The sequence below is a fragment of the Bifidobacterium dentium JCM 1195 = DSM 20436 genome (assembly GCF_001042595.1).
Classification (GTDB): domain Bacteria; phylum Actinomycetota; class Actinomycetes; order Actinomycetales; family Bifidobacteriaceae; genus Bifidobacterium; species Bifidobacterium dentium.
Window position 1 is genome coordinate 2,341,883 of record NZ_AP012326.1, and the last position, 24,141, is coordinate 2,366,023.

The 24,141-nt window shown below is 55.7% G+C and carries 16 protein-coding genes, 1 tRNA gene and 1 pseudogene; 9 read left to right on the forward strand and 9 right to left on the reverse strand.

The window, feature by feature from the left end; genetic code table 11:
- Window positions 1-14: 14 nt before the first annotated feature.
- The gene (locus BBDE_RS09835; protein WP_228369714.1) at window positions 15-1,820 is read right to left on the reverse strand and encodes a glycoside hydrolase family 25 protein; all 1,806 of its coding nucleotides are present in this window, start codon (window positions 1,818-1,820) and stop codon (window positions 15-17) included.
- A 281-nt stretch (window positions 1,821-2,101) separates the two neighbouring features.
- Here BBDE_RS09835 and BBDE_RS09840 point away from each other — a divergent pair, with 281 nt between their 5' ends.
- The 5 genes from BBDE_RS09840 to BBDE_RS09860 all read left to right on the forward strand — a co-directional run bounded on the left by BBDE_RS09840 (window position 2,102) and on the right by BBDE_RS09860 (window position 7,950).
- Window positions 2,102-3,718, forward strand: coding sequence for a sialate O-acetylesterase (locus tag BBDE_RS09840; protein ID WP_012902548.1), 1,617 nt, complete (start codon window positions 2,102-2,104; stop codon window positions 3,716-3,718).
- A gap of 129 nt (window positions 3,719-3,847) precedes the next feature.
- A complete protein-coding gene (locus BBDE_RS09845; RefSeq protein ID WP_003838511.1) occupies window positions 3,848-4,711 on the forward strand; it encodes a hypothetical protein in 864 nt (287 codons plus the stop codon).
- Between the two features lie 202 nt (window positions 4,712-4,913).
- Complete coding sequence (locus BBDE_RS09850) at window positions 4,914-5,465, forward strand: hypothetical protein (protein ID WP_003838509.1); 552 nt, start codon at window positions 4,914-4,916, stop codon at window positions 5,463-5,465.
- A gap of 627 nt (window positions 5,466-6,092) precedes the next feature.
- A complete protein-coding gene (locus BBDE_RS09855) occupies window positions 6,093-7,193 on the forward strand; it encodes a permease (protein WP_012902550.1) in 1,101 nt (366 codons plus the stop codon).
- A 1-nt stretch (window position 7,194) separates the two neighbouring features.
- A complete protein-coding gene (locus BBDE_RS09860) occupies window positions 7,195-7,950 on the forward strand; it encodes a TIGR03943 family putative permease subunit (RefSeq protein WP_003838505.1) in 756 nt (251 codons plus the stop codon).
- Window positions 7,951-7,967: 17 nt separating this feature from the next.
- On the opposite strand, the gene BBDE_RS09865 is transcribed toward BBDE_RS09860, so the two are convergent.
- From BBDE_RS09865 to BBDE_RS09880, 4 genes are all read right to left on the reverse strand, one after another.
- Window positions 7,968-8,198 (reverse strand): hypothetical protein, encoded by a 231-nt coding sequence (locus tag BBDE_RS09865; protein WP_003838504.1) that lies wholly within the window; start codon window positions 8,196-8,198, stop codon window positions 7,968-7,970.
- Between the two features lie 134 nt (window positions 8,199-8,332).
- The gene (mmsB, locus tag BBDE_RS09870; protein ID WP_003838503.1) at window positions 8,333-9,553 is read right to left on the reverse strand and encodes a multiple monosaccharide ABC transporter permease; all 1,221 of its coding nucleotides are present in this window, start codon (window positions 9,551-9,553) and stop codon (window positions 8,333-8,335) included.
- Complete coding sequence (locus tag BBDE_RS09875; RefSeq protein WP_003838500.1) at window positions 9,550-11,106, reverse strand: sugar ABC transporter ATP-binding protein; 1,557 nt, start codon at window positions 11,104-11,106, stop codon at window positions 9,550-9,552. Before BBDE_RS09875 ends, mmsB begins: the two co-directional genes overlap by 4 nt.
- Window positions 11,107-11,186: 80 nt before the next feature.
- Window positions 11,187-12,344 carry a substrate-binding domain-containing protein gene (locus BBDE_RS09880; protein ID WP_003838499.1) on the reverse strand — a complete coding sequence of 386 codons (1,158 nt, stop codon included), beginning with the start codon at window positions 12,342-12,344 and terminating at the stop codon, window positions 11,187-11,189.
- 256 nt (window positions 12,345-12,600) lie between these two features.
- On the opposite strand from BBDE_RS09880, the gene BBDE_RS09885 reads away from it, so the two are divergent.
- Window positions 12,601-13,773: an ROK family transcriptional regulator gene (locus tag BBDE_RS09885; protein WP_012902552.1), complete on the forward strand. Its 1,173-nt coding sequence runs from the start codon at window positions 12,601-12,603 to the stop codon at window positions 13,771-13,773.
- Between the two features lie 23 nt (window positions 13,774-13,796).
- The gene (locus tag BBDE_RS09890; RefSeq protein WP_003838496.1) at window positions 13,797-14,642 is read left to right on the forward strand and encodes an ATP-binding cassette domain-containing protein; all 846 of its coding nucleotides are present in this window, start codon (window positions 13,797-13,799) and stop codon (window positions 14,640-14,642) included.
- A 100-nt stretch (window positions 14,643-14,742) separates the two neighbouring features.
- Here BBDE_RS09890 and nagA read toward each other — a convergent pair whose 3' ends face one another.
- Both nagA and BBDE_RS09900 read right to left on the reverse strand, forming a co-directional pair.
- Window positions 14,743-16,014, reverse strand: a complete 1,272-nt coding sequence (gene nagA / locus BBDE_RS09895; RefSeq protein WP_033489386.1) for an N-acetylglucosamine-6-phosphate deacetylase — start codon at window positions 16,012-16,014, stop codon at window positions 14,743-14,745.
- Between the two features lie 164 nt (window positions 16,015-16,178).
- Window positions 16,179-16,520, reverse strand: a complete 342-nt coding sequence (locus tag BBDE_RS09900) for a hypothetical protein (protein ID WP_003838492.1) — start codon at window positions 16,518-16,520, stop codon at window positions 16,179-16,181.
- A 1,687-nt stretch (window positions 16,521-18,207) separates the two neighbouring features.
- Here BBDE_RS09900 and BBDE_RS09905 point away from each other — a divergent pair.
- Both BBDE_RS09905 and BBDE_RS09910 read left to right on the forward strand, forming a co-directional pair.
- Window positions 18,208-19,998, forward strand: a complete 1,791-nt coding sequence (locus BBDE_RS09905; RefSeq protein WP_003838486.1) for a sigma factor-like helix-turn-helix DNA-binding protein — start codon at window positions 18,208-18,210, stop codon at window positions 19,996-19,998.
- Window positions 19,999-20,238: 240 nt separating this feature from the next.
- Window positions 20,239-22,314, forward strand: coding sequence for a restriction endonuclease (locus BBDE_RS09910; protein ID WP_003838484.1), 2,076 nt, complete (start codon window positions 20,239-20,241; stop codon window positions 22,312-22,314).
- 489 nt (window positions 22,315-22,803) lie between these two features.
- Here the strand turns inward: BBDE_RS09910 and BBDE_RS11725 are convergent.
- Window positions 22,804-23,433: pseudogene (locus BBDE_RS11725) on the reverse strand (hypothetical protein); the annotation flags it as partial.
- 288 nt (window positions 23,434-23,721) lie between these two features.
- Window positions 23,722-23,806 (reverse strand) — tRNA-Ser (locus BBDE_RS09920).
- Window positions 23,807-24,141: the final 335 nt, after the last annotated feature.

Here is a 24,141-nt window from a genome sequence, read left to right on the forward strand (position 1 = left end):
CTTTCCGTAGCTTCTCAGCCGCGACCGGTAATCGTATCGAACGTGTGCCATTCCTCCCATTCCGGCACCCACGTGCGGCCATGGGCCATGGCACCGGTGGTTTCATCGAAGTAATACCACGCACCGTTCTGCTTATGCAGTCCCTTGACCATCTTGCCGGTGGAACGGTCGTAGCGCACCCATTTGCCACCGTTCGAACGCAGATAGACGTCCCCGTACACCATGGCTCCGGTGGTCTTGTCGAACAGATACCAGCCGGTATGCGTCTTGTCGTAATTCAGGTAGACCTCGCCATGGGCCATCTTGCCGGTGATGACGTCGTAATAGACCTTTTTGCCGCCGTTGGAGGAGATGTACTTGACGCCTTTGGCCATGGCCCCGGTGGTCGTGTCGAAATAGTACCAGCCGCCATAGCGGTAATCCTCGCCCTTGACCATATGGCCGTTGGAGTCATAGCGAACCCATTTGCCACCGTTCGAACGCAGATAGACATCTTTGTTGCACGCCATGACCCCGTTCGAGTCAATCCAATACCAGGCGTTGCTGTCGGGGTCGAAGATCTCCTTGCCGCGAGCATAGGTGCCGTCGGCATCCTGCCAGTATTTCTGACCGTTGCGCGTAACCCAATGGGCCGCAGGGTTCACGTATTCCCTGTTGCCGAACGCATTCATGTCGACGTTGCCGCTGATGCCGTTCACATGGCCGACGCTCGTATATTGCCAGCCACGATTGTTCGCCGAATAGGAGAAGTTGGTGCGGGGACCGTAACTGGCCACCCACTTGGCCTTGGACCGAATGTTGCCATGGTTGAGCGGACCGTTCAGATAGCTCGTATACGAGTACACGCCCAGATTGTTGTACCCGGCCGCCTGCAGACGACCCCACCACGCATTCACGATGCCGTTATATACATTCGGATCGGTCGGTACCTGATGGCCCGTCCACGTCCATTGTTCCAAATCGTAATATACCGGGAAGGACAGGTCGTTCGGCGAAACGCCGGCCTTCTTGAGCAGTCCGACCAGATCATTGCCCTCTGCGGTGGCCGTGGCCGCATCATACGAATATGAATACGTGTATATGCCGAAGGGGATGCCAAGCCGCTTGCATTCGCTGATATTGCGCAGCGCCGTCTTGTCGAATCCGTTATCCCAACCGTAGGAGATGCGGATGATCGCACCCTCCACGCCATCGGCCTTCGCCTTGGCCCAGTCGATGTTGCCCTGCCATTGCGAAACGTCGATCACGCCCTTCGCCTGCTGCACGAACAGATTGCCACCTGATTCGAAGAACGCCTTCGTATTGTTGTAGGAGCCCCAATACGCACCGTATTCGTTCGACGTGAATTGCGCCGGCGTCACCTTGCCGTCAGTGTCCGTCGAGGATTGTTCCTGCGATTGCTCCGCAGAGGCATCGGCTTCGTCGACCGCCTCCTTCACATCGGCGGCGGCAACCGGAATGAAGGTCTCCCCGTCGGTTTTCGCCAACGGATCGGGAGCCTGCTCTTCGGTACCGACCAGTTCCGGATCGGTCACCGTTTCGCCGGTCTCGACGTCTTTGACGTCACCTTCGGCGGTGACCGCCAGATTCTCGGATACCACGGTGGCACTGTCCGGAATGCTTTCACTCACCGAATCCGGCAATTGCGCCTGCGGATTATCAGGCATGACGGTCTGCGACGACTCGTCCTGATCAGCCTGAACGACATCGGCATTCGCATCGTTGCCGGCAACGGCATCAACCGAATGGTCCATCAGCGCACTGGCCGGAACAGCGCCCATCAACATCAAGGCCACGGCGGCAAACGCAGCCGCCACCATTGAAAAGGCTTTCTTCAGTGAATTCACCGGCAGATCCTCTCTCCACACTCATCCCTGCAGGTCTCTTTTCATTCAACCATCTCGCATCGTTTTCCGCATCACATCTTCACTCCATCCACAGCATCACCGCATAATCCGGCCGTCGCACGGCCCCATCGCGATGATTTTGAGGCTCGTCGGCTATGCTCTACGATGTGAACTTCACGATTCATGAAAAGCGGAACCTCCACACAGTGAAGCCACACCATACCAAAGGGGAAGTTGTGAACAGGAAGCGGCCAATGCGTATACCGATTGCGGTGGCGGCCGCCGTCGCCATCATCGTATCAATCGTCTCCGGCTGCGGGAACGCCGCGAAATCCGCGGAGCCGACCACGCAATCCTCGGCACAGCGCATATCCGTGACCCTGCCGTCATACTATGCCGAAAACATGGTCTTCCAACGTGGCAAGCCACTGGTCATCCAAGGCACCGCCACCGCTGCAAACGATGACTCCGGCAGCGATGCCATCGACCAATCCAAACTGTCCGCAACGCTCACGCAAGGCAAGACGACCGTCTCCGCAGCCGTGACCGTCAGGAACAGCGGGGCGTTCACTTGCACGATGAAATCGTTGCAGGGCGGGCTCAAACCATACCGTCTCACCATCGCATACAACGGCGAGACCGTGTTCAGCCTGGCGAAAGTGTATGTGGGAGACGTGTTCGTAGCGGCCGGACAGTCGAATATGGAACTCAACTACACGCAGTACTACTCGTCCGGTGACGACTCCAACTGGAATTGGGGCGGCGGACTCATCTCGCGCGGCGATCTGCCGAAACTGCTCACCGATGCGAACGTGCATTTCGTGGTGGCCGACCATAACGTCGACAACACCGACTTCCCGCTGATCGACGCCAACAAGACCTCCGGCTGGCTTACTGCGGATAGCACCAATTCGCAACATCTCAGTTACCTGGCACAGCAGTTCGCAATGCAGTTGCGCGCCAAAAGAACCAACATACCGATCGGCATCATCCAGACCTCATGGGGTGGTACCGCAATCAGCCGCCACGTACAGGGCGGCGACATCTACGCGAACCACATCGCGCCGCTGACCGGCTTCCGCGTGGCGGGCGTGCTGTGGTATCAAGGCTGCAATGACGCCTCGACGCTCAGCACCTCCCTGGACTACGAATCGCAGATGACCGCGCTGATCAACCAGTATCGCAAGGTGTTCGACGAAAGCACCCTGCCCTTCCTGTATGTGCAACTTGCGCGATGGTCAGGCTATCAATACACGCAGAACGTGCGTCAGGGGCAGTTGCGTACGCTTGACAACGCGAATCTGCGCAACAGTGCGAACGTGGCCATGACGGTTTCCATCGACACCGACAAGGGCACATCGAAAGTGATTCATCCGCTCGGCAAAGACATTCTCGGCGCACGCATGGCCGCACAGTACGAAGCGATGGTCGCCGGCAAGAGCGTACCGTCCGGACCGATCATCGAATCGGCGACACGCAGCGCCGACAAGTCCGCCATCACCCTGTCATTCAAGGACGGCACCGCCGACAAGCTGCAGTCCATGAAGCCGAATTATGCTAAAAGCGCCATGGCAAGCGTACCGGACTATGCCAAAACCCCGAATGCCACGCCACTGGACGGCATTGCGAACGTGGCCTCCCCCACCGGCGATGCACTGCAAGGCTTCGAAGTGGCCGACAACAGCGGCAACTGGACGTCGGCCACGGCCACGATCAAAGGCAATCAGGTGTCGCTCACCTCCACCACGGCAGCCATGGCCGACATGACGCAGGTGCGCTATCTGTGGAGCGGCAATCCCGACTGCTCGAGCATCCTCTACAACGGCGACACCCTCCCGGCCAGCCCGTTCACGGTCGCGGTGCGCAATTAGTCCGTAATTAGTCATTTGCCGCACTCCCATCGGTTTTGCGGCGAGGAAAATGCTCCTAGTATGTCGCAAGGGGAGCATTGCGCCGTTTGTTGTGCGCGAACAGGTCCGTAACCGTATAGAGAGGCACCAATGAAGAAAAGCATCGCAGCAATCGCAGTCGCGGGCATGCTGACAATCGGCATGGTTTCGCTGCCGTCCGCAGCCATGGCAGACGAAATCGGCACCTCCGGAGCGACCACGGAAATCGGCCCGAACATGACCACCTGCGACACGGACAGGCTCTGCGACACGTTGCAGCATGTGCATCAGACCGGCCAGCAGCTCAAGACCGACCTCGACACCGCCAAGCAGCATGCCGAGCAATTGCATCAGAATGCGCATGATGACGCCGATGCGTTGCGCCAGTACAGCGAGCAGGCTTGGAAGAACTATCAGGAAGATCGCGAAGACATCAAGACCGCGCTCGATGGTGCCTCCAAACGCGGTCAGGAGGTGCACGATACCCTGCATCAGGATGCGCAGGATACGCAGGCCCATCTCAACCAGCTGCATACCGATCTGCAGGAAGATCACGCCGCATTGAAAACCCAGCATGATTCGCTCGTCGCCGCACGCCAGGAATGGCACAAGTCGTTCATTCAGGCGCTGAAGGATACGCAGAATGGCTTGTCCGGAACCGGTACCACGTCCGGAGCCAACTCCGCCGCAAGCAACGGCACAGCGGTTCAGACGGTTTCCGGCAACGATTCCGTCACCACCGCACCAAGCTCCGCCGCCGGCAACGGCAGCACGGCCAAGTCCGGCACCGCCGCGAGCGCGTCATCCGCGAATCAGACCAGCGCGGTCTCCGGTGCCGTGACCAAGTCGGAGTACAGCCAGTTGGCGCAGACCGGTATCGGCATCTCCGTTGCCTGTGCGATCATCCTCGCGCTGAGCGGCCTTGCCTACGCCGTCAAGATGTTCGTGCAGTACAAGCGCGAAACCGCCGAGTAATCCAAGCGATCCGGACATTTCGGCGGCCATGCACCAACCCGCCCCATTGCCTTGCGAATACGTTGCAATGATGATAGCCCGATTGTTCTGTTGTACAGGCCGAGACGGTAACATGCTTCATATGCTGCGGCGATCGGAGTAGGAAGGTACTTGCGGAGCCTGCGGCACACAGCCTAACAGCGTAGTGGCACAGAAGGGTGATATGGCAGCACGGCACAGCAAAAAGCATGGCAGGCACAAAGCTCGGCATGCCGTTCCCAGCTCGAAGCCTGCCATCATCAAATCCATGTTCGTGCCCAAGGACCGCTTCTATACGGCAGTGATGCAAGGCGTGCACGACAGCATGGAACGGGAACGCAAACGCACGAGACAAGCCATGCACACGGCTGTGGCCGCCTTGGCGATTATCGTGCTCATCGGCAGCATCTGTTTTGGATGGATGGGAGCGCGCGCATCGCTACGAACGCACGAGCTGGTCCGAGTATCCACCTGTCAACAAGCCGTCATCGATATGAACAACTCATATTTCAAGGCCTCCCAGCTCAAAACGCAGGTGGATTCCGCTTTCACCAGCATGGATGCCAACTACAATCTTGACCAATTGTCGAATCTGTATGGCGAAAAAGTTGACATTCCAAGCACACTGCAGTGCTCCAACAACCCTTCCAACACCGCCGATACCGCCACAAAAGCCAAGGCTGCCTACGACAAACAGGCAACGGCATTTCAAAATGCGTTGAAGAAAACGCAATAGCAAGGCCGATTTCGCCATCCGTGAACTTCCGTCAATCCGATCGAGCCAAGCAATCCGGTCAATCCAAGCAATCCGGTCAATCCAAGCAATCCAATCGGTCTAAGCAACGGGGCGAGGATCACTGGAGACCCTACGCGGAACCGACGCGGCGGAAGACTCGATCGCGATGGGTTCGGTGCGACGCAACGAGATATTGGAAGATGACTGTACGGAACGCGCCTCGCGGGAAGAGGTGGCCGCATCAGCCTGCACAGGCGGAAAAGCGCCGGTTACGGGGCGAACCCGACCGGTCGCCGTAGGAATGAAACTGGGTGGAAGCGGCTGCGTGGCGGCAGTGTCTTCAGAAGAATCCTGAGAGACGGTCCGCATGGAAACTCGAGAAGCCATCGCGGCAAGGGAATCGCGCGTATCCGGCTCCTGCTGCAGGCGATCATACTCCGTCATCACGCCTCCCCTCATTGACTCACCTCTCACTGTACCGAGGGTAACGCAGCCATAATGACTTCCACATTACGAATGCGCGATATGCGCAACTCCCTTACTCAACAGCAACTTAAGCGTTCACAGTGAACGAAATCGAATCATCGTCCCTCCGAAAAACGACCTTGGACCGGTAGGATTTCAGATATGGCTGAAAGTTCCCATCCGCCCGCAGACCATTCGGCCCATTATCTTTTTCTCATCGTCGGCGCCCCGCTGGCCGCCTTCCTCATCGCGGCATCACGCGCATTCGAGACGCATGGCCTGACCATTCCGCTGGTTCGCATCACGACCGGCATCGCGGGACTGATACTGCAAGCCATCCCGTTCATGATGCTGGGGGCGTTGATGTCGGCGGCCGTCACCACATTCGTCAGCGAATCGCTGATCCGCCGCCATATTCCACACTCGACATTCGGCGGCCTCGCAATCGGCCTGCTCACAGGATTATGCCTGCCAGTATGCGACTGCATGGTAGTGCCCACCTTCGCAAGCATCGTACGCAAACGCATGCCATTGCCCTGCGCAGTCACGTTTCTGACCGCCGTACCGGTCACGAATCCCATAGCGATATGGTCCACCTGGTATGCGTTTCCCGACAAACCATGGATGGTGCTCTGGCGAACGGGACTGGGCATGATAATAGCCGTGACGGTCGGCGCATCGTTCGCGCTATGCCCGCCGAAAGGCTCCGCCACCGCCACGAATTACGCGAATCGCACGGATTACGCGGATTATGCGATAAAGAATCGCACCGCATGCACGCGGCATGCAGATGACGCCTGCTGCAGCACCGGCCTCGGCGACGATGCCCGTAAGATGACGGACGACCCGCCGATCATCCGTTTTCTACGCTGCACACACCACGATTTTCTACACATGATGCCAATCCTGCTGTTCAGCGCCATCATCGCCTCCCTGGCGCGCACATATATACGTCCATCGGCAAACGGTCTCAACACATCCACACTGGCAAGCATCCTCGCGATCATCCTGGCGATGGGGCTGGCGTTTCTCTGCTCACTATGCTCATCCTCCGACGCCGTGATCGCCTCGAGCATGGTAGGCGTACTACCGCAATCGGCATTGATCGCATTCCTGACATTCGGCCCGGTGCTGGATCTGAAGAACACGCTGATGCTCATTTCGGCATGCCGGCCACGTTTCGTCATCAGATTCATCGGCACGTTCGCCATTGCCTGCTTCACCGCCGTCTGCATCGCGCAGCATTGGATGCCCGGAGCCTGACATGCGCAGCCGGCCATCACTCCCCAATCGAATCGAAGGACTCTGCTTTGCGACGCTCGCATCGGCCATCGCATACAGCGTGGCCAGCGGCGCATACGTTTCGCTGGCCACGCCACGTTCGAAACCGTATCTGATCATCGCCGTCATCGCATTGTCGATTCTGGCTGCCGCCGCATGGCTGGGCCTGTTCCATGCCACCGAACGGTCGGCATTCCGCTGGCTGGTCGCGTTGATCATCCCGGCACTGCTAATCACCATACCGTTCCAGCAGGCGGGCGGCAGCACCGGTTTCGACATCTACGCAGGCGGACGGGCCATCGCCATTCCCCGCAACGTGTATGCGGCGGACGGCGCACGGCATCTGCACGGATTGGATGACACCCGTAGAACCATCACCGTACGCAACGACGAATTCGGCTCATGGTTCGAACACATCGACCACAATCCGCAATCCTACGTCGGTTACCGTATCCGCATCACCGGTTTCGTCAGCAAACCGTCCACGCTCGGCACCGACGAATTCCAGATCTCCCGCCAGTTCATGAGCTGCTGCATCTTGGACATGACACCATTCGGATTCACCGCCGTCACCACAACAGCCGCCAAACTGCACGAATATGACTGGGTGACCATCGACGCCACGATCGAACAGGGCACGTACGGCACCAGTGGGCATGAACGGCAGGGTCTGATATTGCAGGTCTCCTCATTGCGGCAGGCCGCGAATGCCCCTACCGGCTATTTTTACTGGCAATGAGTCCGGAGGATGGCCCCTCACTCAGACTTATGCTTCGACTCGTTATCTTTGACGTTCCAATCCCTAATCGCATTGAATGCGCAATATCCGGAGACGAACACCAGACATAGGGAGAGAATGATCGTCGCATAGGAGAACAATGTTCCATCCTCGTTTGCTTCGATTACGGACTGAACCAGCCAAATAATGCAGGAAGCACTGGTAATCGCATAGAGACGTGCGCGGCCGGAGGTGGTGAGTTTCATCATGGTTTCCTTTTTCAAGATATGCGTTCTTCCGAAAGCCGATGTTTTTTCAGGACGTTGCAGGACAGGCGAGATATGGGAAAGTCGGATCCGCCTTGCACACGGACGGATCCGACAGATTCTTCGGCACTATGACTTCAGCTCTTCTTGCGCTTCGACATGATGTCGACCGCGACGGCTCCCAGGAGCACCAGACCCTTGATGGTCTTCACGATTGCGGTATCGACACCCATGATGGACAGACCCTGGTTGATGACGCCCATCACGAAGGCGCCGACAACGGCACCGGGGATGGTGCCGATGCCACCGGTTACCGCAGTACCGCCAATGAAGCAGGCCGCGATGGCGTCCATCTCGAATTCCATACCGGCCTGCGCGGTCGCGGAAGCCAGTCTGGAGAGCATGCACACTGCCGCGACCGCGGATAGGAAGCCCATATGAACGAACAGGGTGAAATCCACACGCTTGGTATTGATGCCGGACAGCTCAGCCGCCTTACGATTGCCACCGACCGCATACACATGACGACCGAACACGGTCTTGGTCAAGATGAAGTTGTAAATCAACACCAGTACGCCGACGATGACGAGCATAACCGGAGTGCCACCCTGGTCCGCATTTCCGGAGGAGGAAAGCAGGTAGGTGACGAAGCCGATGGCAAGAGCCGCGATGACGATCTTGATGATGGTCAGGCTCATCGGTTCGGCCACAAGACCGACCCTCTCCGCACGAGCGCGTTTGCGCAATTGGCTCCACGCGAACGCCGCAATGCACAGGATGCCCAAGACGATGGTCAGACCATCAAACGGCCCCCACCATCCGAGTACGTTCGGCAGGTAATTACGTGCGATGCCACGGAAGGATTCAGAGGTGATCGGCACGGATTCGCCGACGATGACGGTGGCGAGGCCTCGGAAAATCAGCATGCCGGCCAATGTGGTGATGAAGCCCGGAATACCGACATAGGCGACCCAGAAACCCTGCCAGACGCCGACGATGAGGCCCACGGCAAGGGAGATGACGATGGCCAGACCCCAATTGACCCCCTGTCGTTCCATCAGCAACGCACAGACGCCGCCGATGAAAGCCACGAGCGAACCGACCGAAAGATCGATGTGGGTCGCAATAATGACCATTACCATGCCTATGGCCAGAATGATCACATATGCGTTCTGTTGAATCAGCGATACGAAACTGTTCGGTTTAAGCAGGACGCCACCTGTCAGAATCTGGAATACGATGACGATAACGAGCAATGCCCCTACAATGCCGTATTGTCGTGCGTTGTTGGCGATGGTGGCGAGCAGGCCGCCGGTTTTGTTCTTCGTCGCTGCTGGTGTCGCGGTCCTTGCGCTCATCGTGCAGCCACCTCCCTTTCTTTGGTCATGCCCCGCATGAGATACTCCTGTGTGAATCCTTGTTTTCCGACGTTATCGGTCACAACGCCTTGGCTGACCGTGTAAATGCGGTCGCAGATGCCAATCAGCTCGGGCAATTCTGATGAAATGACGATTATCGCCTTGCCGGCATCGGCCAACTGGTCGATGATTTCGTAGATTTCGTATTTCGCACCGACGTCGATGCCTCGCGTAGGCTCGTCGAGAATCAGGATGTCGGGATCTGCGATCACCCATTTCGCGAGCACTACTTTCTGTTGGTTTCCACCTGAGAGAGTGGATACCTGGACGTCGATGTCATGGCATTTGATGTTGAAATCCCTGCGGTACTGGCTGACTTCCTTACGTTCGATGTTGTCATCCATGATGCCGTGTCTGCTCAGCTTCCGCAGCGATGCGAGGGATGCGTTCTCTCGGATGTTCTGCAGAAGGTTGAGTCCGTACACCTTGCGATCCTCAGTGGCATATGCCAGTCCTGCATCAATCGCCGACTGGACGTCGGACAGGTCCGTTCTCTTGCCTTTGATGTAGATCTCACCGGAAATGTTGGAACCGTAGGAGCGGCCGAACACGCTCATGGCAAGTTCAGTACGGCCTGCGCCCATGAGTCCGGCCAATCCGACGATTTCGCCGGCATGCACGGAAATATTCGCATGATCGACAATGACGCGGTGTGGATCGAGCGGGTGGTGAACCGTCCAATTCTCCAGCCTCAGATATTCCTCACCTGGAATATTCGAGGTGTGGTCCGGGTAAAGATTGGTGAGTTCACGGCCGACCATCTTGCGGATAAGTTCGTCCTGGTCGAGCGGCGTCTCCTTGGTGACGTACATTTGACCGACGGTCGATCCGTCTCGGATGACGGTCACATTGTCGGCGACTGCCGCGACCTCGTTGAGCTTGTGCGTGATGATGATGCTGGTTACGCCCTGTTCATCACGTAATTGCCGTACCAGATCCAGCAGGTGCGCGGAATCCTCATCATTCAATGCCGCGGTCGGTTCATCGAGAATCAGGAGTTTCACGTTCTTGGATAGCGCCTTGGCAATCTCCACCAATTGCTGTTTCCCCACGCCGATATCCGCGATCCTGGAGTCGGGATCTTCCGGCAGTCCGACTCGTTCCAGCAGGCGGGCAGCCTGCGCACGGGTCTCGTCCCAGTCGATTACTCCGCCCTTGGCCCGTTCGTTGCCGATGAAGATGTTCTCGGCGATGGACTGGAATGGACTCAATGCGAGTTCCTGATGGATGATCACGATTCCGTCCGCTTCGGAATCATTGACGGTACGGTATTTGCATTCCTTGCCGTCGAACATGATTCTGCCGCCGTAACTGCCGTAGGGATACACTCCGGAGAGAACGTTCATTAGTGTCGATTTCCCGGCACCGTTCTCACCGCAGATGGCATGTATCTCTCCACGTTCGACGGAAAGATTCACATCGGTAAGGGCCTTAACCGGTCCAAACGTCTTGGTGATGCTTTCCATTGTCAGAATGGTGTCTCTTTCAGACATGTCACCACTTCCTCATAATGATTTGGATGGGTGTGCGGCCGCATGCTCGATGGGCCGCACTTCCCTTATTGGTTGGCCGGTCACTTGGTCAGCTCGTCGAAACGCTCTTGGGTGATGTATTCGGCCTTGACCAAATCGGACAGGTTATCCTTGGTGATGCTCTGTGGATCGAGCAGCTTGGACGGCACGTCGATGGTATTGTTGTTGAACTTGCCGTTGATGCCGGAAACATCCTTGCCTTCGGCGATTTCGATGATCATGTCGTATACCGCATCGGCCAGCTTGTTGACGTCCTTGAATACGGTTTCGCCCTGCTTGCCCTTGGAGATGTTCGCCACGGCGATCTCCATGGCATCCTGACCGGTGATATACGGCCAGGAATCCGTGCCGGGCTCCATGTCAGGACGCTTGGATTCGATGGCGTTGATTACGCCTTGGGTGATGCCGTCATAAGGAGAAAGCACCGCATCAAGCTTCTCGCCATGCGCATAGGTGGAATCCAGAATGGATTCCATGTCCTTCTGGGCCTGTTCAGTCTTCCAGGATTGCACGGAAATGGATTGCCAGTCATCAACCTTGAAATCCTTCGTCACACCTTGACCGTGGTTGGAAGGAGAGACCAGCGCCCCGGATGCGAAGTAGGGCTGAAGAAGCTCCCATGCCCCCTTGAAGAAGTATTTCGCGTTGTTGTCGTCTGGGGATCCGGTGAACAGTTCGATATTGAACGGACCTTTGGCGCCATCCTTCAGGCCCAGCTTCTCAATCAAATAGGTGGCCTCGAGCACGCCGACCTGTTCAAGCTGGAAAGTGGCGTAGTAGTCCACGGCTTTGGTGTTCATGATGAGGCGGTCGTAGGCGATGACCTTCGCGCCCGCATCGTGGGCTTTTTCAACCGCCGGGCCAACCGCGGTGCCGTCTTTGGAAGCGACCACGACGAGCTTCGCGTTATTGTTGACCATGTTCTCGATATCCGCGTTCTGCTGAGCCGGCTTGTCATCGGCGAACGACAGGATGACTTTGTACCCGGCCTTTTCGAGCTTGGTTTTCAGGTTGTTGCCGTCCTTGTTCCATCGCTCTTCGGATTTCGTAGGCATCGAGATGCCGATGGTGTCACCCTTGGCGATGGCATCATCCGAGCTGCCCGTCGACTGCCCTCCTCGAGCACCGCCGCACGCGGCCAAGCCAGCGCACATCGCTACACCCGCCAACAGTGCCACGACCTTCTTCGTGAATCTCATAGAGTCTCCTTCGACATTACGGGCGGGCCACTTCGCCCGTCCATATCCGTGGACTTTTCCGCGGATTCCCTAAGCATACATGATTGCGTTCAGTTGTCAAACTCAATATAAAGGTTTCAGAAATCTTGAGTTCGTTTGTTGAATTTAGCTAGTTGGCGCCGAATCACCTGTCAAACAGCCGGAACAGCGTCTTTCGGTTTCCTCGAAAAGCGCCAATTCATTACTACGGACACCGCCATGCGTTAAGCTAGCTTTCATGGCAAGACGAACGAACGGATCGCAAACATCTTTGCGCAGAGCGAACAAAGCGAATTTATTGGAGTCCATTCATAAATTCGGCGCGATGACGCAAATCGAACTTGCCGAAATCACCGGACTATCGACGGGAACCGTCTCCACCCAAGTGCATCAGTTGGTGGAAGAAGGCAAACTGGAAACCCATAACACCATACGCAACGGGCGTAGGGCAACGCTGGTCGCCCTGTCACACGATCAGGGATTGGGAGTCGGCCTGTCCATCACCCGACGTGATCTGTTCCTAGTCATCATCGACTACTCAAAAGACATCATTGCGGAGCACAGACTGCCGCTCCCGCCGAAACACAAAGCCGACACGACGCTGGAGCGAGCGATTCGGCTCATCAACGAAACACTCGAGAACGCAGGAACAGATGCCGGTGAAATCGTAGGCATCGGCGTCGCACTGGGAGCGCCCGTTGATTTTCACGCCCAAACGGCCGCAATACCGGGCATTCTTCCCGGCTGGGACGGCATTGACATCCACACTCCCCTGACCACGGCGTTCCACGTGCCGGTTATGGTCGATAATGACGCAAACGCAGCCGCCATCTGCGAAGCCAGGATGGGCGTCGCATTGGGCAAGCAGAATTTTGTGTATATCGGCACCAACGATGGCGTCGGATCAGGCATCATGGTCAATGGGGACATCATGCATGGCGTAACCGGACTTGCGGGTGAAATCGGCCACATCCAAGTGGACCCGCTGGGCAGCATATGTTCCTGCGGAAACCGCGGTTGCCTCAACACCATCGTCGACGAGGCACGTCTCGTCTCGTTGCTTAGCGTCACGCACGGCAACATGACCATGGAAGATCTGGTGCAGACAGCCAATGCCGGTGACCCAGGCTGTCGTCGCGTCATTGCGGACGCCGCAGTACGCATCGGAACCGTTGCCAGCGATTTATGCATCTCCGTGGATCCGGAAATGGTCGTCGTCGGAGGCAGTCTCGCCATGTCCGGAGACACATTCATTGAGCCATTTTCCGAAACATTGCAACGACTATTATTCCCAAACGCACTTACCCCAATCCAAGTTCTTGCAGCACAATACCCAGATAGCGGTTCGGCCCTCGGTGCTGCCATAATGGTCATCGAACTTGCTGAAAAGAAGAAGCTGCTTCAAGGCTGAAGCAGAGTCGACAGGGAGAATTGATGAAAGACACCACACCGTTGTTGGAGATTCGGGACGTTTCCATGCGCTTTGAATTCGTCGAAGCCCTCAAATCCGTCAACCTGACAATCGGTCATCAGGAAGTCGTCGCTCTTGTCGGAGACAACGGAGCAGGCAAGTCAACACTGGTGAAAATCATCGCAGGCCTCTATCAGCCATCCACCGGAAGCTTGCGCGTCCGCGGCCAGGAAACGAGAATCAGCGACATCCGCAACGCCAACGCCCTAGGCATAGCATCGGTCTTCCAAGACAATGAGTTTTGCGAGAATCTTAGCGTCGCGGCCAATCTTTTCCTCGGCAAGGAACTTCGTACCAACTATGGAATTCGCGATGAGAACTCCATGCACGTGAGAGCCCGAGCCGTTCTCAACACCCTATCGTCCTCCATTCAAGTCAGTAGACCAATATCCAGTCTTTCCATGGGACAACGACGGACCGTCGCAATCGCAAAGACACTACTCAATAACCCCGATCTCATTCTGCTTGACGAGCCGACCGATTCACTATCCATCATCCAAACAGCTGAGGTGCTGGAATACATCAAACGACTGCGCACAGAAGGGCGGTCGGTCGTCATGGTATGCCATGACCTACCGGACGTATTCGCCATTGCAGATCGCATTGCGGTATTACGCCAAGGGCGGATCATTGCAGTCCACAACGCCAGCGAAACCAGCTACGAACAGATTCTTGCGGAGATAGCCGGCATCCCGAACGTAGATGATCATGAAGATACCGATGTCGAAAGGCCACTACCGCATGGCGATTGCAACCCAAGAAGAGGACTGATCAAACGTCGGACCGAGCAAAGTGGACTACCCGCATAAGGCCGAATACCCATCAGCCACAGCACCATAATTCATTGCCGTTAACGTATGAGACGAAGGGGTTGCCGACGAGCAGGCCTCAGATCCACTCCGGTTCTCCTCACCGCACGGCGTGGCCGTCGCACCATACGTGCCGTATGGTCCAGTCTTCCGGATCGAGTAGCAGAACATCCGCCGCATAGCCTGGCGCAAGCAGGCCGAGTGGTCGCCCAGTAACACGGTTCGGCTTGTCGTAACCGAATGCCCTGGCCGGAGTCAATGTGGCCGCTTCGACGGCATCCGGTGCGCTGATGCCCAATCTCAGCACGGCACGCTGCACAGCCTGCTCCAGCACCAGGGTCGAGCCGGCGATGGCATCATTGGACATCAGTCGCGCATGCCCATCGACGACATCCACATCCAACGCTCCGAGTAGATAACGACCGTCCGGACAGCCGGTGGCAGCCATGGCGTCGGTGACGAAGGCAATGCGATGCGGCGCGAAGCCGAACCCGAGCTTCACCATCGGATCGCTCACATGGAAGCCGTCGTTGATCAACTCGATGGTGACCCGCGGATCCTCCACAGCCGCTGGAATGGGACCGGGCCTTCGGTGATGCAATCCATTCATGGCGTTGAACATATGCGTCATGATGCCTGCACCGGCGGCGAAGCCTTGACGCGCAGTCTCATAATCGGCGTCGCAATGGCCGATTGCCGGAACCACGCCGGCATCGGCGAATCGACGGATCGCGCTGATGCCGTGGGGCAGCTCCGGAGCGATGGTGATCTGCCTCAGGCAGCCATCCGCGGCCCGCAGTATGTCATCCACCAAGCCATCGACGGGATCGCACAGGCACTCCGGATTATGGGCACCCTTGCGCGACGCCGCAAGGAACGGTCCTTCGAGATGCACGCCGAGAATGTCGGAGCGCATGTCCGTCTGCCCGCGGATTGTGCGTAGATTGTCACAGATCGTATCAAACGGGTTGGTGATCAGGCTGAGCACCTGCCGCGTGGTGCCGTGCGACAGGTGGCCCGCACGCGCGAGTTCGATTCCTTCCGCACCATCGTCAAACGATGTACCCCATGCGCCATGGGCGTGGATATCCACGTACCCTGGAGTCATGATGGCGCCAGAGGCGTCCATGACCGCAGTGTCCGGAATGTTGAGATTACGGCAAGCGGTTTCACAATCATCGTCAGAGGTGCCCACTGCGACAAGCGATTCGCCATCCGACACGACCCAAGCATGATCCCGCACCCCTCGGGCGTCGACTTTCCGCGCATTGCGAATGGCGAACGGTTCACCGTCTCGAAGAAAGGAACGCGCAATCCGCCGTGCGAAGTCCTGTCTCTGCCTTGGCTGCTCCATGTCTGACGCTCCTTGCATTGAGGGAAGGGACCTCTCATCATGCGCAGGAAAGGGTCCCTGACGGGTGGCCGGTTCAGTCCTGATGTTCCGCCGGCTGGCTCATGGGTATAAGCGTACCGGCAGTGGTCCTTGCGGCGCAGTCGGCTTGCGGCGTCGATGGTAGCGTCGATGGTGACGTGACGCTACTCAAGTCCCTTGCGCTCCTTGACAAGGATTACGGAACAATACATGGCTACGCAGAAGTTTATTATGCAAGTCACCGCTGGTGCCAACTGTATGAATCGCTGGTTGTAAAAGTCAAAAACATCAGAGTCCAAGAGGTTTGCGCATATATCGAAAAACAGGTTTGAAGTGAGCGTCAGTGCGGCACTTGCAAAAAACAGTATCCAGATGATGGATAATCGTAATATGAAAATCTCCTTGCTCTTTGGACAAACATTTTTTGAAAACAACAAGAAAATCCAAGAAATTACGGTGAATACAACACCGACCAAATAAAGCAGGCCAGGAATTTCGTCATACATGGTGCTATCCTCACTCCAGTTGCGGGTTATCTCGCTTATTGATGTTCTAGAAGACTCAAGGTTGTATGGTGTTTTGAGATTGCCGTACTTGGCGTGGCAGTCAAATTGGCCTTCCACGTCGAAGGCACCGGATGTTCCCGTACACCTACACTCAGTATAGGGGCATCAACGTTATATGAGACTCTACTAAGCTGTGGGTGGTACGCGATTGGGCATCCTGACTTCACCCCACCCAAAACGCCACCGATATCGGCATCTCACAAGGCACTCCAGGCACCGGATGGCAATGCGACGCATGGCCTAGATCGGTTGGAATCGTTGGAAGAGCCGTTTTTTAGTATAAGAAAAGGGTTTTCAGATTGCTCTGAAAACCCTGCCGGCGGAAAATACGAGATTCCCTAACAACTATCCTCAAACCCAGTAATAGCAAGGCTTTCAGCAATTACTGGATTGATTGTAGCACTCTATTTGTCACTCTAAGCGCCTATCGGGGGCACCTGATTTACACTTTTACACATTTACTCTTTTTACTCTTTATGGCATTGAAAAGAGCAATAAAACGTTGGGATTCCAACGTTCTTGCTTACACTTTTACTCTTTTCAAGGTTGTCTATAACATGCATTTTTTGCTCAAAAGCCTCAAAATCTAATAATTTCAAAGGTTATGAGGTCCGTTACACATACTTTCCCCCGACTTTCGACGCCGGATCCAACCAAAATCAGATGCAAGCAGATATGAGCCGGGGACCGTTCCTAGGCAACCCAAAAGCAGACCGGAGCGAAGCGGAGGGCTTTTGGGGCGGCAGCATCTTACCCTTCATACGCCCATAGCGGTTGATCCATATGCGAACCATGAACTCACGAACCCCAAACGAGCGAGTCTGGTATCGCTCGTATTCCGTGGAGTCACGAGCAGAAGAATGCAATGAACATGGTCAGCGCAACGGCGGGAAGGACTTGCCAAGCGTTTCGCACGGCCCAGACGAAATGGCGAAATGCCTGGAACACAATGGCCACGCGCTTGGCAAGATTCGTGCCTCCATGACGAGGACCGCCAAGCAGTACGCATGGAGGGCACTTAAGCGCAAAATATCTGACGGGCCATAATGACCCATCAGATATTCCAATTCGACCCCAATCACATTAACTGCAAAAATAAACATTGCATATGAAAGCAGTACAACACTCAAAAGAGATTGATATCAACTGCGTGATTATCTCGCAGTTGATAATTTCGTAGAGGCGGCAACACGATCAGGCAGTCCGTATCCCGCCAAAAATGAGTTCTGAACCGGAGAACAGCCAATTTGAAAATCGTTCACCGCCCAAGAACAAGACTATCGACCTACAAACCCATAACATGTTTCTTGGCACCGTTCCGCCATGAGGCAATAGATTCAGCATCAGGTACACTCCGCCACCTCCAATCATCAACACAAAGGTTTTATTTAAGCCGGTGGCTCTATACGCAGGTCGACAACGTGAAGAACGTTGATTTTCTGCGGTTTGTTTATTTAAGACAGCACCAATACCACGAGCAGAAGAATGCAAGCATGGTCAGCGTGACAGCGGAAGGGACTTGTATAAATTCAAGCAGAATTGCTTCTGCAAAAGGCATGCGAGATTCTCGAACCATCATCAAATAGGTAGGATAAGCATGAGTCTATCGCGAATGAATTGAGGCTTTATGAGAAGCAAGGAGAACGGCACTCTGAACGAGTCGGATTTGTTCGGTGACGCTAATTCCGATTTGATGAGCAACCTTAAGAAGATAACGGATTGGAAAAAGACTCATGGAAAAGGGAATGAAGGACCTTTCCTTGTGCTTTACGACTCGAAAATGCCAATAGACATCAAACAGGCAGTCAACAGGCTCAACGCCTTCACATACGACAATCTTCCTATGGACGAAATCGGATTTTCCACTGAGCTGTTCGAATCATTAGAAGACCTAGATGACTACATTCCCATCGAAGATGGCGATTCCGATGAAGATGAAGAACCAATCCAACTGGACAATTTTCCTTTAGCCCTATCTAGCGCAATTTGCGATCTTGATGAACGTGAATACAAAATATTCAACGAGCGTTTCCTCATGGAAGAACCACGCTCATTCAAAGCCATCGGAGGAGATCTGGGAATAACTAGGGAAAGAATCCGGCAAATAGAGAAAAACCTTCGAGACAGGATGCAACCCGTATTTGATGAGTTCTCCATTGATGAAAAGCTGTCCTCCTTGTTCACAAACGACAAAAAATTCATACGTTCATCGAGACTGGACACTGTTTTTCCCGAGTTTGAAAAGTATCTTCCAAATTCAACAACTCCTGTCAAATGGGTGTTACGTAACTATTGCAGGTTCACATATGAGGAAAAAGACGGTTGGCTGGCCACGCCATCGATTCTGGAAGCAAAACGATTGTTCAAAGACAAACTGGGCAGACAGGCAAGTCGGCATGGCGTCCTCAACAAGGATGTTCTGCCTGCTTTTGAAACATATGACAATGAGCTCGCCGACATTATCGACTGGGCCAAGTATTGCGGAATTACTTTCTACAAGGACCATTTAATTTTGTGTAGCAACATCGGAGAATATGCCGAAGCTGTTCTGGAGATAGAAAATCAACCTATGTCAACCGAGGAACTGCAAGCAATCGTGGATCCAAACACTAGCGCGAAAGGGTTTCGGCAAAAACTCTACAAGTCGCGTTCCGTCATACGGACTGATGTCAGAATGTGGGGTTTGCGCGACTGGGGTCTTGATGAATATAACAGCATCGAGCAAACGATCACCGATATGCTGAACGCTCATGATGGGTCGATGCAATATGACGCGCTAATCGATGAACTACTTGATAGATACTCCGTTTCTAAAAGCAGTTTATGGGCCAAACTGAACGAAGGACCTTTCTCCGTACGAGAGAATGTCGTGTCCTTGGGAAGACCTTCGGATGGCGCGAAGTCCTCTGTCGACCCATATTCCACCGCAAAGCTTTTCAGGCTAGACAAGGGATGGGCATTTAGATTCACCGTCACACAAAGACTTAAGGGTGGAAGCGGATTCTATGCGACTAAGGCAATAGCCAACATACTTCACATGAAATCTGGTGATGTCAAGCACCTTTCTTCCCCCATTGGACTTCAAAGAATCGCTTGGACAAGTAGCGTCATAACTATTGGAACAATCAGGCGATTCATTGTAGAGGGGGTAGTAAACGTAGGGCAGGAAGCATTCTGTCTCTTCAACGATGACGAATCATTCAGTATCATCCCCATGCGCGCTGTAGGCAAAAGCGATATACGCGGTGCCTTAGCGCTAGCCTGCCTGCCGGCGACAGACGACGTCGATCTTGCTCGTCATTATCTTGCTTCGGCAATAGGACTCCCTTCAAACGCCACATTCAGGGACCTTATCCAGAAATATAAGGAGCGCGGCGATTCGGACATCTCGCAGTGCTTAGCCACATATTCTGAATAGAATCAGGCGATTCAATCTCTTATTGACGAAGTCTCTGAACGTTGATTAGCTTCAGCGGTTTCAAGGGCACTTGCCCCGAAGAACGGATTGTTGAACATGCCATTAGCGTTCTAAATGCTACTGGCGCATTGAGGGCCACAGACATCTTCTCGGAGAAATCCACACAGCCCTTTATTAGGCGATTACTTGTAATCCATTAAACTAAGCTACGGATTTATAAGCCAATCGGAGGAGTCAGCCATGGCCGTCAGTGTCGATGAAGTTTTCGACCGCATCATCGAGGAGTCGGTGGACAAGCGCCAGCAGGGCACGAAATGGGAACGCGCCGTGCAATGGTTCCTCACCCAGGATCCGGCGTGGAAGGACCAGTTCGATCATGTGTGGATGTGGGATGACGCGCCCACGAATCCTGACAGGCAGGACACCGGCATCGACTTGGTCGCGCAGGACATGGACGGCGAGTATTGGGCCATCCAGGCGAAATGCTATTCGAACACGCTGTCGGACAAGGACGTGTCCACGTTCTTCATGGCGTCGATGGCCGACACCCGCTACAGGCATTTCATCATCGCGGACACAGCGCCCGCGGTGAGCCACAACCTCGAGACGTACATCACGGACCACAAGGACCGTGACATCACGCGCATCGACCTGGAATGGATCCGCAACGCGAACATCGACTGGAGCCCCTTCACCGGCGACGCTGCTGACACGCGCAAGGTGTTCGAACCGCGCGACTACCAGCGCGAGGCCATCGACGCGATCAAAACGGAGCTGAAGGATCATGACCGGGCGCTGGCAGTCATGGCGTGCGGCACCGGCAAGACTCTCACCTCGCTGCGTTTGTCGGAGGAACTGTGCCCGGGAGGCACTGTCCTGTTCCTCGCACCGTCCATCAGCCTCGTGTCCCAGACCATGCGCGGCTGGGTCGACCAGGTGCGCGGGCGGATCAACCCGTACGTCGTATGCTCTGACGGCAAGGCGTCCAAGCTCAAGAACGACGAGAGCTACGGCCAGCTTTCCGACATCCCGTATCCCGCCACCACGAACGCGGACACCATCGCCTCCCGCTTCCACAAGCGCGACGACGCGTTGAACGTGGTGTTCTCCACCTACCAGTCCATCGACGTGGTCGCTCGCGCCCAACAGCTCGGCCTGCCCGATTTCGACCTGATCGTATGCGACGAGGCGCACCGCACCACCGGCGTGGTCAACGGCGAGGGTGCGTTCCAGAAGGTCCACGACAACGATTTCATCCACGCCGCCAAACGCGTATATATGACCGCCACACCGCGCATCTACGACACGAGCGCGAAGAAGAAGGCCGACGTGATGGGAGCCGTCGCCATCGCCAGCATAGACGACGAGAAGACGTACGGTCGCCTGTGCTACACGCTCGGTTTCGGCAAGGCCGTGGAGAAGGGCATCCTGACCGACTACAAGATCGTGGTCATGAACGTCGGCGAGGACATGCTTCCCGCCACCATGCAGCAGCACCTCGATTCGGCCGTGGAAATCAAGATGGACGACCAGGCCAAGTTCATCGGCATCTGGAAGGCCCTGTTCGACCGCACCCACGCGAGCGGCCTCAAGGCCGTCGGCAGGCACGCGCAGGTCGACATGGGCGACGCGAAGCGACTGCTGCGCCACGCGATCGCGTTCGCGTCGAGCATCAAGGCGTCGAAACAGCTCAGCTCGGAGTTCCAGAACGTGATCAATGCGTACACCGTCGCATTGGGCGAGGAGAACAAGGAGGAGCGCGACGCGCTCATGGACGCGGCCGGCAACATCACGTTCGACGTGGACCACGTGGACGGCGGCATGGACGCCCTGACCCGCGCGGACAAGCTCGCCAGGCTCGCCGACGACGACGGCGCATGCCATATCCTGTCGAACGCACGCTGCCTGGCCGAGGGCATCGACGTGCCCGCATTGGACGCGATCATCTACCTGAGCAGCCGCAAGAGCCGCACCGACATCATCCAGTCCGTCGGACGCGTCATGCGCAAGGCCCCGGGCAAGGAATACGGCTACATCATCCTGCCGATCTTCGTGCCCAAGGGCACCGGACCCCGCCGTGTCGTTGGCGAGCAGTCCGGAATACCAGGTCGTCTGGCAGGTCGTCAACGCGCTGCGCGGCCACGACGAACGCCTCGAGGCGAAGATCAACGCCGCCGCCCTGGGAGACACCGACGCGCTGAGCCATATCGTCGAGGTCGAGATCCTCGACGACAGCCGCGTCAACGAGCGCAGGAAGAAGACGCGCAAGCCGCATATCGGCGACGGCGAGGCCCCCACGGATTCCGGTTCCGGTGACGGGCCGGACGATGGCGACGAGGAAGCCACGCAGGGCGAGCTGAACATCGACAGCCTGCAACGGCTCGCACAGTCCATCCAGGCGCAGATCGTGCGCAAGTGCGGCACGAAGGTGTACTGGGGCGAATGGACCCGCGACGTGGCCGACGTGGCCCAGGCCCGAGCGGAGGCCATCGCGCCGATCAAATAGATAAGAACCGCGAAACGCGGCGGCATGGCACGGTACAGCGTCTTCAGCTCGCCTGGGCCGAAATCCACGAATTGGAAGCGGACGGCGGGCTTGCGGACTTGGATGTGGACGGGGTTCGAAGTGAGCAGCGTCGTGCCGTCTTGGTCCAATTCCCGCTCGCACGCGTCTCTGAAGATCTCGCGCAGCAGCACATACGCCTTGTGCTTGACGGAAGCCCCCTCGCCGGCCTTGCCCACCCTCATGGAGTCGGCCCACCTCTCGACGTCCCGTGGGCCGATGCTTCCCATCGACTTGTCGCCTAGGACGGGCAACAGATAATCGTCCAAGTATTGCAGGTACTTCTCGCGCGTGGTCGGCGCTATCCGCTGTCCGTTCGGTTTTCTGCGATTCTGTACAAAGTCGAGCGCATACTCGCGGAACGTTATGGTCGAACTTAGTTCCTTGGTCTTCTCGATTCGGGGCGGTTCCCAGCTTCCCAGCTTGATGAGCCGTTCCTGTTCCGCCAGCCATGCCTCGGCCATCGCGGTATAGTCCGCATCGAAATTCTTCGTATAGTGCCTCGGCAGGTCAGGCCACTTGGAATAGGCCCATGCCGGTGGCTGATAGCGGGCCTGCACGTACTTATGCCCGTCACGTGCGGAACGCACCAGAATCGAACCGAATTTTCGCCTTCCGCTCATCGGATCGTCCTTCCAGGAAGCATAGGCATGGCTGCCGAAGCGGACACATTCACGCCACCGCACTTTCGCGAACTTGAAAAATGTAAGGAATCCCAATGATTCCAACGGTTGGGAAGGATTTTGGAAGGTGCTCTTCCCTCTAGAGAGAGGAACAAGTGTAAAAGTGTAAGCAAAAACGTTGGAATTCCAATGTTTGTTACTCTTTTCAGCATGTAAAAAGAGTAAACAAGTGTAAATAAGTGTAAACATGAAGCATCACGTTCTCCAACGAAGATGTGGATGCGGGAGGCGTCAGATGCACATGTCCCCGGACTGGGATGAGAGAACATGCCGGAGTTCCTTTCGACGATAGAGTGACACACCGATTTGGTCCGTCATGTGTGTCACCTAATGTGTCATCGATATCGGCGTATCCAACGTCATTCGAAGGCATCACACGGCAAAACGGCATATGGGCCAAACTGGTTGGAATCGCTGAAAAGAAGCCATTTCCAGGCATGAAAAAGGGCTTTCAGATTGCTCTGAAAGCCCTACCGGCGGAGAATACGAGATTCGAACTCGTGAGGCTGTTACACCAACACGCTTTCCAAGCGTGCGCCATAGACCACTAGGCGAATTCTCCAATTATGCAACGCTCTGCAATGGTCACCTGCAAAACGCAACTTGATTAGGATACAACGCATTGTCTCAACCTCAAAATCGGCGTGTCGCGCCGCGTGGAGGGTGAACAGTCAAGCAGGATAACGCGACTTGCTGGCAACTTCGGCATCGCACCAATCAGGCATGAAGAGGCTCAACGCCGTACAGACATCCTACAGACAGGCCCATAGCCCCGAACATAGGAAATTCAGCGTATACAGGCCCTCAGACGGCCGATAATGCCCAACATGAGGAAGAAGGCGTCCGATGTCGACTTACGCCTGAGATAACTGAACAATGATGCTACGGGGACGACCG